Annotated in this window: 10 protein-coding genes; all 10 read left to right on the top strand. The window is 47.9% G+C overall.

Annotated elements, in window-relative coordinates; all coding sequences use genetic code 11:
- Positions 1–23: 23 nt before the first annotated feature.
- The 10 genes from MKY48_RS31420 (at position 24) to bglX (ending at position 14,614) form a co-directional block, all read left to right on the top strand.
- Positions 24–1,703, top strand: coding sequence for an extracellular solute-binding protein (locus MKY48_RS31420; protein WP_339268555.1), 1,680 nt, complete (start codon positions 24–26; stop codon positions 1,701–1,703).
- A gap of 166 nt (positions 1,704–1,869) precedes the next feature.
- The gene (locus MKY48_RS31415) at positions 1,870–3,450 is read left to right on the top strand and encodes a response regulator (protein WP_339268553.1); all 1,581 of its coding nucleotides are present in this window, start codon (positions 1,870–1,872) and stop codon (positions 3,448–3,450) included.
- The gene (locus tag MKY48_RS31410) at positions 3,447–5,267 is read left to right on the top strand and encodes a sensor histidine kinase (RefSeq protein WP_339268551.1); all 1,821 of its coding nucleotides are present in this window, start codon (positions 3,447–3,449) and stop codon (positions 5,265–5,267) included. The genes MKY48_RS31415 and MKY48_RS31410 overlap by 4 nt, the downstream gene beginning before the upstream one ends.
- Positions 5,268–5,577: 310 nt before the next feature.
- Positions 5,578–6,831, top strand: coding sequence for an MFS transporter (locus MKY48_RS31405; RefSeq protein ID WP_339268549.1), 1,254 nt, complete (start codon positions 5,578–5,580; stop codon positions 6,829–6,831).
- A gap of 448 nt (positions 6,832–7,279) precedes the next feature.
- A complete protein-coding gene (locus MKY48_RS31400) occupies positions 7,280–8,533 on the top strand; it encodes a sugar ABC transporter substrate-binding protein (RefSeq protein WP_076323942.1) in 1,254 nt (417 codons plus the stop codon).
- A 109-nt stretch (positions 8,534–8,642) separates the two neighbouring features.
- Positions 8,643–9,548, top strand: a complete 906-nt coding sequence (locus MKY48_RS31395; protein WP_076323943.1) for a sugar ABC transporter permease — start codon at positions 8,643–8,645, stop codon at positions 9,546–9,548.
- A 50-nt stretch (positions 9,549–9,598) separates the two neighbouring features.
- On the top strand, positions 9,599–10,417 hold the full coding sequence (locus MKY48_RS31390) for a carbohydrate ABC transporter permease (RefSeq protein ID WP_076323944.1): 819 nt from the start codon (positions 9,599–9,601) through the stop codon (positions 10,415–10,417).
- A 41-nt stretch (positions 10,418–10,458) separates the two neighbouring features.
- Positions 10,459–11,460 (top strand): LacI family DNA-binding transcriptional regulator, encoded by a 1,002-nt coding sequence (locus MKY48_RS31385; protein ID WP_076323945.1) that lies wholly within the window; start codon positions 10,459–10,461, stop codon positions 11,458–11,460.
- 24 nt (positions 11,461–11,484) lie between these two features.
- Positions 11,485–12,246 carry an alpha/beta hydrolase family protein gene (locus MKY48_RS31380; RefSeq protein WP_339268546.1) on the top strand — a complete coding sequence of 254 codons (762 nt, stop codon included), beginning with the start codon at positions 11,485–11,487 and terminating at the stop codon, positions 12,244–12,246.
- Between the two features lie 202 nt (positions 12,247–12,448).
- On the top strand, positions 12,449–14,614 hold the full coding sequence (gene bglX / locus MKY48_RS31375; RefSeq protein ID WP_339268545.1) for a beta-glucosidase BglX: 2,166 nt from the start codon (positions 12,449–12,451) through the stop codon (positions 14,612–14,614).
- Positions 14,615–14,652: the final 38 nt, after the last annotated feature.

Raw genomic sequence — 14,652 nt, 5'->3', positions numbered from 1 at the left:
TGTAAATGAGAGGGGTTTAGTGAATGAGAAAGACAAGAAAGTCGTTGCTGTTGATGATATCTTTGCTTTTGGTACTGATCACAGCTCTAGCCGGTTGCGGAAAATCGGCGGATCCAACCCCAACACCACCGGCAGCGAACAATGATGGCGAGAAGAAAACCGATCCGCCGGCGGAGGGTGGTCGTGATGGCAAATGGGTACTCGGGGAGAAACCGCTTGAATTTTCAGCTTATGCTCACTATGAGAACTCGGACTTCCCTAAATGGGAAAGTACACCTATCGGTAAATATTTGAGTGAAGAGAAGCAAGTGAAAATCAATATGATTGCGGCTGCTGGAGCACATACCCAAAAGCTGAGTGCGATGATGGCTTCGGATGATCTTCCGGATATGATCTGGACAGATCGTAACCATCCGGACATGGAGAGACTTCGTAAAGAGGGGAAATTGGTAGCTTACGATGATTACCTCGATAAATATCCTAATCTGAAAACATGGATGGGCGATCTGAACATGCTTCGTTCCGATGACGGCAAGCTGTATATGTTCCCGAACTGGTATTCATCCAATCCGTACGGTAACGCGGGCTATGTAGTTAACAAGAAGATCTACAAAGAGCTAGGCGAGCCGCCGCTTGAAACAACAGATGATTTATATAACTACTTGGTAAAGGTTAAAGAGAAGTATGGTAGCGAAATTGTTCCGTTCGAACCGCACCGTGCGCAGGAAAGACAGGGGCTCGGCGTGCTGTACACCGCATTCGGAGAAGGTGCGAGCTACACTAACCTTAACGCTAGTTTGCTTGCAGTTCCAAAGGACGGGAAGCTGACGCCTCTGCTAACGGATCCGGTATTCCGTGAGGCACAGAAATATATTGCTAAGCTTTACAGAGAGAAGCTTATTTCTCAAGATGCCTTCAGCCAAACCGAGGACCAGATTTTGGAGAAAGTCATGACAGGACGAGTGGCTGTATTTGCAGGAGCTAGTCCAACTACGATGGCGGGCGAGGCGCAGCCTGAATTGACCAAGAATGATCCGGATAGCGGATATTTTATGATCTGGCCGATTCATAAGCCAGGTTTGGATAAAAATAAAATCTATCCAGGTACTTACACGAGTTTCGGATGGAATGCTGCTTATATTACAACAGCTGCCGAAGACCCTGAGGCGATCTTCGCATTCCTTGACTGGTATACAGGTCCTGAAGGAATGAATATCCAATACTTCGGACCAGAGGGCAAGAACTGGGATGGATTCGATGAGGAAGGCAAGCCGAACTTTACAGAAAACTATGACCCGGCTGAAGTAGCAGAAATCCAATCCAAGAATGAGCCTGTTATGTTCGTTGGTAATACGAGTTATATTGACCCTGCCAAATACAAGTACATGGAGAAGCTTCCTTTCGAAGAGCAGGATTGGAGAACGCGTTACCAACAGACGATTACATGGCCTACGCAGTTAAACGTCACGGAATTTGTTAACCTGAATCCGGCTCCAGATTCAGATGAAGGGATTATCAAAACATCGGTAGACGAATTGTTCCTCGAAATCTATGCAAAATCGGTTATGGCGAAGAGCGATGAAGAAGTTGACAAAATTCTTGATCAAGGCCATAAAGATTTGATGGATCTGGGCTACGATCAGCTATTAGAATGGCGTACAGCCAAATGGCAGGAGAACGTAGCTAAGCTGAACGGCAACTAATTTAAACAAAGATGTCGCAGGTGAATTTCCCAAAGAACCCTCCAGGTTCTTTGGGAGATCTCTTTTTTATTATGCATGTTTATTTCTTGCTTTTGCTAAATGCCTGTTTTAGATCGATTATAATATGTAAATATGGAATTTTTTACAATCGCCTGGAGGGATTCTCGTGTACAAGGTGCTGCTAGTGGATGATGAAGAGCTGGATCTCGAAGGAATGAAAAGATTCATTCCTTGGCCTGATCTGGGTATGAAAGTAGTGGGGAGCGTCAATAATGCGTTGTCGGCCTGTGAAATTATAAAGAGCGAAGATGTTGATATTTTAGTTAGTGACGTCAATATGCCTTATATGTCCGGGCTCGAGCTGGCACGGATTGCGCTTGAACATAAACCTAACATGCGAATCATTTTTGTCAGTGGATATCAGGAGTTTAGCTATGTCCAGCAAGCACTCTTATTGAAGGCGTATAGTTATGTTCTCAAGCCGATGAACGATAGAGAACTGGTTGCTTCCTTAATCAAGGTAAAGCGGGATCTAGATGAAGAAACCAAGCAGCGCGAGGTGGAGATGGCTTATCAGGAGATGATCCCCATTGTCAAAAGCGATTTTCTTATACGTCTGCTTGAGCGGGAAGAATCAGAAGAATTACTGACAAAGGTGAGTATCTCTTATGAATTCGACCAGTTGAAGTGGCCGGTTCGCGTCGCAGTTATGGAGCTCGATAATGTATCATGGCGCCAAGCGGGGAGCCTTTCTTCACAGAGGGAATTGGCGAGAATATTTCTGCAACGTATTCAAGAGGCGATTACGGATAGTGGGAGGGGCATGCTTCCTTACTGTAAGCTGTCCTCGCAACGAATAGCGATACTGCTGGAGGACAGTAACGCTACTCCAACGATAATCACACTGATGGATAGCGTTCAGCAGCATTTGACGACATCCATGACAACGGGCATTGGTGAACCCGTGCGCGCCTTGGATCAACTTCACCTGTCTTATAGGCAAGCTGTTGAAGCTGTGGAAGGCAAGATGTTTCTGGGCAAGGGAAGTATTATCAAGTACGAAGACGTCAGTGCCGAGCCGGGAATGCTGGATGCAAGGATGCTTGATGAACGCATGAACGTCCTCTTGAAGGCGATGGAGGAATACGAGCTGGTCCAAATCTGTGATGAGTTGGAGAAATTATTCGGTTCTATAAGGAGTCTGCGCTCCCGATTTACCGTGCATAATATGTCGAACTATATTATCTGGAAGCTCGAACAATATTTAAGCAGCCGAAATGAAGACTTGTTTGATCTGTTAGGCATGGAGATACATCATCTGGATATTTTGATGCAGTTCGAAACCGTCAGTGATATTCGTTCTTGGTTCATTCAGCATATATTCGAAATTTCCGAAAGATTATATGAGAAATCCAATTCAAAGGATAGTAAATTCATCCGCAGTGTTATCCAAACGATGAAAGAACGAATGAGTGAGAATATAACGATAAAGGATATTGCCCAGCATTTTTCTTTTTCGCCGAGTCATATCGGATTTTTGATTAAAGAGAGGTCAGGAAATACGTTTAATGAACTGCTAGTACAACTGCGTATGGAAAAAGCATGTGAATTGCTAAAACAGCCTGGCCTCAAAGTCTATGAGGTCGCCGATCAGGTAGGGTACCGTTACCTTCCTTATTTCAGCCGACAATTCAAAGAAAAATTTGCGATGACACCCATGGAGTATCGAAAGAGAGAATTGGGATGAACAATCACGGGGTTCCATTATCCGGAACAAACGGCAAGAAGCTGGGGTATATACCCATCGGTTATAAACTCATGCTGACCTTTACGCTATTTATTTTGCTATTGGTTTCTGTAAACTTTTATATTTCGCATTCGATGTATGATGAGACTATGCGCGAACAGACCCGCGTGAACATCCAGGGGACGCTTCAGCAGATTCGAGATAACGTTGCCTATAAGGTGGATGATATCGTCCAGACATCGGCGACATTGTATGATGATCCTACATTCATTCAGAGCGTCCGCCGGAATTTATCCGGTGCAGAGAATCATGTCCGCATGAACAATGTGATTCTCCCAAAGCTAGAGAGCGCTGCAAAGGCGGTTGGCCTTAATTTAAGGCTATCCGTCTATTTTCATAATCAAACGGTGTACGAGAAGTATAAAAATTGGAATAACGAAAACAATCAAGATTTCAACGAACAAACCTATGATATTTACCATATGACCCGAATTTCCGATGAGTTTTGGTATTTCACACTGCCGGAAGAGAAATACAATGCAACAATGATCTGGAGGCAGGTAGAAGAGGATGAGCGGGACGGACGGATCTCGATGATTCGACGGATGGTGGATATGAACAATCCGCTGCAAATCAAAGAAGTGGGAATCATGCGTTTCAGTGTTCGCTTGTCGCAACTGTTCGATAGCGTGGATTACACGAAGCTTGGGGACGGAAGTATGCTATCGGTGCTGGATCCCTTCGGGAATGTGGTGTTTACCTCTGGTCCATCTGTTGAAGACAATAACGACACCCTTGTCAAGGTAAATGAGTCTACAGCGTTGGCAGAACATGATCAGAAGAATTATTTGGTCATCGAAGAAAATTTACCACAGAAGAATTGGAAGATCGTTGCGCAAGTTCCACTTAACATTATTGAACAGGAAGCGAAGAGAGTACGGGCCGTTTTGATTGTTATTTGTATCCTCTGCGTCGTGTTGTTTACATTTATGGGGTATGTTATTTCCCAATCCTTCTCTAAGCGAATCCTGAAGATTGTAGGGGTACTCAATGCATTTCGGGAAGGGGATCTGCATAAACGGATCGCTTATCGGGGCAAAGGAGAGTTTCCTCAAATTGCGAATGCCTTGAATGCGATGGGCGAGGATATCGAAGCGTTAATAAAAAAAGTGTATTTAACCCAACTCCAAAAGAAGGAAGCGGAGCTTGAAATGCTGCAAACGCAGATCAATCCTCATTTTTTATACAATACGCTATCATCCATTAATCAACTTGCGAAATTCGGGGAGACGGAGAAACTTCAGAATATGGTTGTGCAGCTGGCGCAATTTTATCGACTTACGTTAAACTCAGGCAGAGTATTAATACCCGTAGCATTAGAGATTGAGCAGGCCAATGCGTATCTGGACATCCAAAAGGTGAAATACGGTCAGCGCATGGAAGTCACTTACGACATTGATGCTGACGTATGGCCTTACGAGACTATTAAACTGATTTTGCAGCCCTTCATTGAGAATGTACTGAAGCATGCTTGGAGCGGGGACCGGATTCATATTCGGATCGTGGTCCAAAAGGAAGGTGATGATATCTTGTACCGAATCATAGATGATGGTCTGGGTATGAAGCAGGAGCGAATCCAAGAGATATTTGATCCCAAGGATCATACTCACATGGGCTGCGGGATTCAAAACATTGACCAGCGGGTGAAGCTGCATTACGGGAGCGAATATGGCGTGTCCATCTTCAGCAAAGTTGGAATCGGCACTTCGGTTCAAATACGCATTCCTGCAAGATCAAGAGATTCAAACCCCGATTAGAAGGCGTCGGGATAGATGGGGGGCTCCGAACCAAGGGGTTATTTGAGAATTGGGGATCCGCTATTTAGTGTCCTGTTCACTGTTATGGTAAAGCGTCAATGAGTGTGCTTGCTAAAAATGGATCTCTCAAGCGATACTAGGATTTGGGCGATAAGAAATGACAAGCAATGTTCATTCTTACAGGATTATAGGAGCATCATAAAGATGGCGTTCGCCTCTTTCTTCAAGAAGAATTATAAAAGCCCGCATGGGCTTTTTTTAGGTTAAATACGTAATTATACTGCTGCGAGGCTGCTGGGAGATTATAAACATGAAATGGTTGGAGCAGTACCCTAAGGAAGTAAAAGGTTTTCTTGTTGCAAGTCTCGTTGCCTCTGCAGGCGGGTCCTTGATGTGGCCGCTGACAACGATGTATGTATTTGATGAACTGGGACGCAGCATGAAGGATGCAGGCTTTGTCATCCTGATTCAATCTATGGGGGGAATCGTCGGTCAACTCCTTGGCGGCGCGCTGTACCACCGGGTCGGGGTGAAAAAGCTCATTGTAGGCTCGCTGCTGCTAAATGCCCTCGGGTTGTTCACCCTTCCGTTCATTAATGGATTATGGGGCTTGTTCATCGCGATGATGGGTTTCATCGGATTCTGTAACGCGGTATCGATGCCGGCTATTCAGGCATTTATCGGCTTTCGGTTTGCCGATCGGCGGGGAGAATTGTTTAATGTCATTTATGTCGCGAATAATATAGGCGTAGCCTTGGGAACGGCCATGAGCGGTTTCCTGGCGGAGATTTCCTATCATTTAAGCTTTGTCTTAAACGGTGTCACGTCCTTCGGATTTGCGATTTTCTTCCTGTCCTACCTGACGAAGCTGGGTGGAACAGACGTATCGCAAGGGGCCCATCATCCGCAGCCTAAGAATCCGCTGCCGGCAGGCCCCGGGGCTTGGGCATTGCTCGGGAACACCCGAATCTATCTCTTTATGGGATTGGGTTCCCTGTTCTTGTGGTTCGGGAATTCCATCTGGAATACAGGGGTGTCTCCATTCATCATCTCGGAGGGAATGTCCAAGACAGCTTATGGCTATTTATGGACGCTGAACGGGATTCTGATTTTTGCCGCGCAGCCGCTCACGAATGCCATCAAGCGCTGGGCGGCCCGTACGGAGAGCAGTCAGATGACGGCAAGTGCGTTGTTCTATCTGGCAGCTTATGTCGTTATCGTGACGGTGCACAGTTATCCGGGCATGATCTTCGCGATGGTGCTGGCTACATTGGGTGAAATGCTGATTTCGCCTGCAATCCCGGCTTTTATCTCGGAGCGTGCAGGACAAGCCGCACCGTTCTATATCGGCGTGACAGGCGGCATGGGTGCCGCAGGCCGGGTGATTGGGCCTTATGCGATGGGAACGATGTATGACGGCGGCGGGCTGACGCCGGTGGCATGGTTGGCAGCAGGTGTTGCCGTGCTGTCAATCCTGTCATTTGCGGTACATGGCCGGCTTAGTAAGGGCATCCCGCTGCATCATGACGGTCATGACAAGAATGCAGGTCACCTTAACGCCTAGCCCAGGTTTTAAAAGTTGAAATAATTGCAAGATATAGGATTAAGCAGCAGGCCTACTTCGGAGCTTGCTGCTTTTTTGTCTACGGTTCAAGGCTTACACCACTTGTCAAAGAAACGCCTTACAAAAAAAATAAAAAGGATATTGAAATCGCTCTCAGGGGGAGCTATAATGAACTTGTCGAAACGTTTCAAAAGGGAATGCGTTTTTTGAAGTTATCAAGTAAGCAATCTATTTATTATGAATACGCAAGAGCATGGTTATCCCAATGATAACCATGAAAAGGTGCTTTATAGGGGGAATGAAGAGACAGTAGGATTATAGAAATAACCTTTATCCGGCGTCTTTATTTTTTCGAATAAAATCGAAACGTTTCGAAGTAAGTGCTTTCAATTAGGTTTTGTATTACGTTTCGCATGGTGGTAAACATTAAAAACGGGGTGAATGTAGAATGAGAAAAAAATCAATATTGTGGACGTTGGCAGCATTGCTGATGTTCTCCGTCGTATTAGCCGGATGCTCGGGCGGGTCTGAGAAAGCAGACGGAGGTAGCAAAGGCGGCGAGGGCAAGAAAGAGCTGAAAGTTTGGTTGATGGGTGACACAACAGACGAAACTCTGATTAAGGCATATGAAGAGAAGAACCCAGGCGTTAAAGTAAGCGTTCAATTGATTCCTTGGGGCAGCGCGCATGACAAGCTGCTAACAGCCGTTGCATCCAAAAGCGGCCCTGACGTTGTGCAAATGGGAACAACCTGGATTCCGGAATTTGCTCAGGCTGGAGCTTTGCTCGATCTGACGCCTTATCTGGAGCAGTATCCAAACTTGAAGCAAGAAAACTATTTTGACGGTGCTGTGCAAACCATGAGTTATGATGACAAGGTTGTCAGCATCCCATGGTATGTGGAAACGCGCGTACTGTTCTACCGTACGGACATTCTGGCTGAGGTAGGCTATCCGGAAGGTCCTAAGACTTGGGATGAAATGAAGGATGCCGGTAAGAAACTGGCAGCTAGAGGGGACGGCAATTACGCAATCACCATTGATGCGAAAGATATGAACTATCTGTCCATGTTTGCTTGGCAGAATGGAAGCGATATGATCGATGCGAACCGGGCACCTCATTTTAACGAGCCGGAATTCATGGGAGCCATGGAATACCTGAAGAGCTTCTACGACACGGGTATGACGCCGCTTACCAGTGATTTGGATCTGTTTGCCGCATTTAAAGACGGACAATTCCCGATGTTTATCAGCGGTCCTTGGATGATTCAAGGCGTTAAAGACAAGGCGCCTGAAATTGAAGGTAAATGGGCTACGACAACACTTCCAGCTAAAGAAAACAATGCATCGTTCCTAGGCGGAGCGAACATGTCGGTATTCAATACAACCGAAAATGCAGATGAAGCCGTTAAATTCATCTCCTTCATGAGTGAAAAAGAATCACAGCTGACCAATTATGATGTGGCCAAAAACCTGCCTGCTGTTAAGAGTGCATGGGAAGACCAACGCTTTGAAGATCCGATTTTTGCTACCTTTGGTAAACAGCTCGAAAGCGCTAAACCTGTTCCGTTCATTAAGGAGTGGGATGCTGTCTCCCAAGAAGCCATTGCCGCTTTTGAGAAAATTACCCTTGGCGGAGCTGACATCAAAGCAGAAATGGATCTTCTGAATCAGAAAGCTACTGAAATTCTAAACAAAAAATAAGAGTGCGTCTTCACGCAGCCCGGCTTGTTTCTTCGAAGGATGAAACAAGCCTGACTGCTTCCAAAGGGCGTTATTCTTTCATTGAGAAACCCACACTTGCAGGAGGTGAATGACATTGCAGAACTTTATCAAGCGCTTTAACCAATATAAGTATCCTTATATGTTTATTGCGCCCGCACTGGTGCTGCTTCTGACGTTCTCAATCATTCCGATCATCATTGCGCTTGTCATCAGCTTCACGGATATTGACCTTGCTGGTCTCGCTAATTATTCAAACATTGAAGGCGTTGGCTTCGATAATTTTATGAATGTATTTAAAGATCCGGTCTTTCTGAAATCCATGTTTAACACCATGTTCTATGTTATTATCGGAGTTCCGCTTGTCGTAATGCTTGCCATGGGCGCTGCATTGCTGCTTAACTACGGCACGGGATTGTTGTTTAAAACATTCCGCGTCGTGTATTATATGCCTTCCATTACGAATATTGTGGCGGTCGCGGTTGTTTGGGGTTACTTGTATAACAGCCATTACGGCCTCTTTAACCATATATTGTCCTGGTTCGGAGTTCCGGCTCAGCAGTGGCTGACAGATCCGGCACTAGCCAAGCTATCGCTGATTCTGCTGGCCGTATGGAAATCCATCGGACTCAACATGATCATTTTCCTGGCTGCGCTGCAGGGCATTCCACGCTCCTATTATGAAGCTGCGGAAATTGATGGAGCGAGCAAATGGAAGAAGCTTCTATATATTACAGTACCGCTCCTTAGCTTTGCGACCTTCTTTGTCACCATAACGACATTGATCGGCTGGATTCAGTTCTTCGAAGAGCCGCTGGTTATGACCAAGGGCGGCCCGCTCAATTCAACGATGTCGATGGCTCTCTTTATTTATAACAATGGCTTCCAGCTTAGCAATTTTGGTTATGCGGCTGCAGGATCGTTTGTGCTCTTCATCATCATTATCGCTGTAACGGTCGTACAATTCGCAGTCAAGAGAAAAGATGTCGAATATTAAGGTTCAGGTTCAAGCGATGTTCCTTATCGTAACTGAAGGAGGCTCAGGGTATGGCAGCTAAAAGAATTGAGAAAACAGTCATGACGGTGCTGCTCATTGCAGGGGGACTGCTGATGATGATTCCATTTATCTGGATGATCACGTCCTCATTCAAGCCGGAAAATGAATTTACGGCGGTTCCGCCAACGTTATTACCGAAAGAATTTACGGTTAAAAATTATGTTGATTTATTTACGAAGCTGGACTTTATCGTATACCTGAAAAATACGCTTATCATTGTGTTCTGGTCTTTTGTCGGTCTATTCCTCAATGCGCTTGCAGGATATGCATTCGCTAAATACGAGTTCCCTGGCAATAAGAAGCTTTTCTATCTCGTGCTGGCAACGATGATGATTCCGGGACAGGTTACTATGATTCCAGTCTACCTGCTGATTAATGCCATGGGATTGACTAACACGATGGCGGGTATTGTGCTGCCTGGCCTGGTCGGAGCATTCGGTATTTTCCTCTTCCGTCAGTTTATGTCCACAATCCCGTCGGATCTGATTGAAGCATCAAGGCTGGATGGAGCGGGAGAGCTGCGGATTTTCTTCCAGTTGATCGTTCCGATCACGAAGCCCGTATTTGCTGTACAGGGAATCTTAGCGTTCATTGGCGCCTGGAACAGCTTCTTGTGGCCTCTCATTATGGCAAACGATCAAAAGCTTTATACGCTTTCGGTGGGTCTGCAGCTTCTGAAAGGACAGCATGGATCTGATTTCGGCCTCCAGATGGCAGGCGCTGCATTTATGGTTGTTCCGATTATTATCGTATTTTCTTTCTTCCAAAAACATATTATTGAAGGATATACGATCTCTGGCATGAAATAAAATAGATAGAGTTTCTTAAGTAGTAGAAGGGGCGTAAGGAAATGGCAACGATAAAGGATGTGGCAAAGCTCGCTGGAGTCGCCTTGTCAACGGCTTCATACGCGTTAAGCGGCGACAGCAGAGTGAGTTCCAAGACAAGATCAAAGGTGCTCGATGCAGCAAGGCAGTTGAATTATCGGAAGAACGGATTTGCCATGGATTTGAAGCGGAGCCGCACCAAGACAATCGCTCTTATTCTGACGGATCTATCCGGCCCTTATTATTCCGAGCTGATCCGAAGTGTGCAGGAAGTCGCTTTAACCAATGGATATGATCTGATCGCCTGCAGCTCGATAGGGGGCAGAGATTCAACGGCGGTTAAATTTTTGAGAGAGAAAAGGGCGGATGGTGCCATCATACTTGCACCTAATATTCGGGATGAAGTTCTGATCGAGACCTCCGGTCCCCAATTTCCGATCGTCGTGATGGATCGTCCATTGTGCAGTGAATACCTGGTGAATGTGCTGGTTGATGGAGAGCAAGGAGGGTATACGGCTACCCGTTATCTGCTTGAGAACGGTCATCGGCATGTGGCGTACATCAGCGGTTCATCGGATTCGTACGATAATCATTTGCGTTATCAGGGGTATTTACGGGCACTTGCCGAGGCGGGGCTGGAGGAACAGTCGAAATGGCGTCTCAGTGGCAACTTCGTGCGCGAGGGTGGTTACAATGCGACCAAGATGATGATCATGCAGGGGTCGCTCCCGTCGGCCATATTCTACGGCAACGACGAGATGGCCATCGGAGGATTGAAGGCTTTTGAGGAGAGTGGCATATCGGTGCCTGATGATGTATCCGTCATCGGATATGACGATATTCAATTAGCCGAATACGTGAATCCGCCGCTAACCACCATCAAGCAGCCCAAGAGCGAGGCGGGATCGCTTGCAGCCCATTTGCTGTTTCAGATATTGGGCGGCGAATCCGTGAAGCAGTCTTATATGCTGACGACTGAAATGATGGAACGGGCATCTGCAGGGAAGAGCAAAGTAGAGAATTAATAGACCGGATTGGAGATGAGGAACTTGGCATGGATCACGTGTGATTTTTATTCCGAAACACTGAAACTGTCTACCGGCATCGAGGTTTTTATACCGCAAGCCGCTTTGATGCCGTACGGTTCTTCTTCGAAACTGCCGGTGCTTTATTTGCTTCACGGCCGAGGAGCGGATGAGACCGAATGGATGCGCAGATCGTCCATCGAACGATACGCCGAGAATAAAGGCATCGCGCTCGTGATGCCGGGCGTCGGACGAAGCTATTATATGGACATGGCAAACGGCTTGCCTTACTTTACCTTCCTGAGCGAGGAGCTTCCAGAGCTCGTTCCATCGTTTTTTCCGGTGTCCGGACGAAGGGAAGATACCTTTGTCGCCGGAATTTCGATGGGGGGTTACGGAGCGTTCAAGCTGGCCATGAGTTATCCGGATCGATATGCGGCGGGCGCAAGCCTGTCGGGTGGGCTGGATCTTGTCAGTCGTGCTGCAGGGCTGGGCTTTCAAGAGCAAGAAATTCGAACCCTCTTTGGCCGTGTCGATAGATTACGGGGGAGCCGGGACGATTTGTTGTTTTTGGCCACGGAATTCGCGGCATATACAGGCGACAAACCGATGTTATATCAGTGTTGTGGGACCGAAGACTTTTTGTACAACGATAACCAAACCTTTAGACAATATGCGGACAGCCTGGGGCTTCACATCACCTATGAGGAAGAACCTGGTGGTCATGAATGGGGATATTGGGACCGTAAAATTCAGCGTGTGCTGGATTGGCTGCCCCTGCCCTGATTTTTTTTCGTTCGCATGTATAGAAACGTTTCGATTATATGCGCAGATAAGCGCTGATTCCCTTGTTTTTTAGAAAGTTAATTTTCAAGTAAAAATGCTTATAAAATATATGGTTTTCGGGAAAACATGGATCGCTTCGGGAGAAATCAAAACGTTTCGAATTGACTATGAAGTGAACGGCAACAACAAAGGAGGATGGGAAATGGCAGACCAACAACTACTTTCTCTGGTAGAGCAGATGACGCTGGAGGAAAAAATTGCGCAGCTTATACAACTGGCCGTCCCTTTTTTCGAAGGCGCTCAAGAATCGGGGCAGATTACAGGACCGATGGAGTCGCTTGGCATCACCGATGAGATCGTAAGCAATGCCGGCTCTGTGCTGGGTTTGGCGGGTGCGGAGGAAGTGATAGCCGTCCAAGAAGCGCATTTGCGCAAGAATCGATTGAAAATTCCGCTGCTCATCATGGCCGATATCGTTCACGGCTTTAAAACAATCTTCCCGGTGCCGCTTGCCATGGGGAGCTCTTGGGACCCTAGCCTAGCGGAGCGGAGTGCGGAAATCGCCGCCCGTGAAGCGTCGGTATCCGGCCTGCATGTGACATTTGCGCCGATGGTAGACCTGGTGCGCGATCCCCGCTGGGGACGCGTGATGGAGGCGACTGGTGAAGACCCTTATTTAAACAGTGAATTTGCCAGAGCCTTTGTCAGAGGTTTCCAAGGGAATGACCTGAGCGGCGATCTCAACCGGCTGGCCGCTTGCGTGAAGCACTTTGCCGCATACGGAGCAGGCGAAGGCGGCCGCGATTACAACACGGTGGACATGTCCGAGCGTCAGCTGCGGGAATATTACCTGCCTGCGTACAAGGCTGCGCTGGATGAGGGTGTCGAGATGGTCATGACCGCCTTTAATACCGTGGATGGCATACCAGCTACGGGCAATAAGCGGTTGATGCGTGATGTGCTGCGCCGCGAATGGGGTTTTGACGGCGTACTGATCTCCGACTGGGGTGCGGTCAAAGAGCTGATTCCTCACGGGGTAGCGGAGGACGAGGCAGAGGCCGCGTTAAGAGCCATCGAAGCGGGCGTGGACATCGAGATGATGACTTCCAGCTATGTACATCATTTACCGGACATGGTACGCGAAGGCCTGGTAGACGAGAGTCTGATCGATGAAGCGGTGCTGCGTATTCTGTCATTGAAAAAGCGTCTCGGTCTGTTCGAGCGCCCTGTGCGGGGAGCCGATCCGCAGGCGGAACGGGAGATTGTGTTCTGCGAAGAGCACCGTCAGGCGGCCCGGGAGGCTGCGGCTAAATCCTGCGTGCTCCTGAAGAACGATTCCTTGCTACCGCTGCGCGGTGAGCAGCGTGTGGCTTTGATCGGCCCGTTCGGTGCCAGCGGCGATATTCTTGGGCCATGGTCCTGGACGGGCTCGAAGGAAGATGCGGTGACCCTGGAACAGGGACTGCGCTCCAAGCTATCTTCCGGTGCCCTCACGGTAGCCGAGGGCTGTAACGTGAACGTCATGACCGGGCAGCAGTTGGATGAGGCGATGAAGGCGGCGAAGGAAGCCGACGTGATCGTGCTTGCGCTGGGCGAGGATTCCGAGATGAGTGGCGAAGCCGGCAGCCGTGCGTTCATAACTCTGCCGGAGCCGCAGCTCGAGCTGATTCGGCATTTGAAAACGCTGGAGAAGCCGATGGTTGCCGTATTGTTCAACGGTCGTCCGCTGGATCTGCACGGCGTGCTGGATGAGGCCGATGCCGTACTGGAAGCCTGGTTCCCAGGAAGTGAAGGCGGAGCGGCCGTAGCTGCCCTGCTTATGGGCGAAGCGAATCCTTCTGGCCGGCTCAGCATGTCGTTCCCTTATTCCGTTGGGCAGGTGCCGGTATACTATAACCATTTTAATACCGGCCGTCCGAAGGATGCGCCCGATGCGCAGGTACGCTATGTATCGCAATATTTGGACATTCCGAATGAGCCGCTGCTTCCGTTTGGATTCGGCCTCAGTTATACGGATTTCCTCTATGGGAGCATGAACTTGTCGGCGGAAGAAATGTCCCCGGATCAACCTCTTGAAGTTACGGTTTCGGTAACGAATGCCGGCGATATGGCCGGTGAAGAAGTCGTCCAGCTGTACGTCCGGGACCGATCCGGTGAGGTCGTTAGACCCGTCAAGGAGCTGAAAGCCTTCCGCAAGGTGCTGCTGCAGCCGGGCGAACGCCAGGAAATCACCTTTACGCTGACTGAAGAACAGCTGCGGTATCATCATTCGGATCTGTCCTTTACCAGCGATGCGGGTGAGTTCGACGTCATGGTCGGAAAGAACAGCCGGGATACGGAGACAAGACGTTTTCGGCTTCGGAAATAACACGACTAACATCATTTATGCAGAATAGGAAGTGAAAC

The sequence above is a fragment of the Paenibacillus sp. FSL W8-0187 genome (assembly GCF_037969755.1).
Lineage (GTDB): Bacteria > Bacillota > Bacilli > Paenibacillales > Paenibacillaceae > Paenibacillus_AQ.
This window is presented reverse-complemented; position numbering and strand designations above follow the sequence as displayed.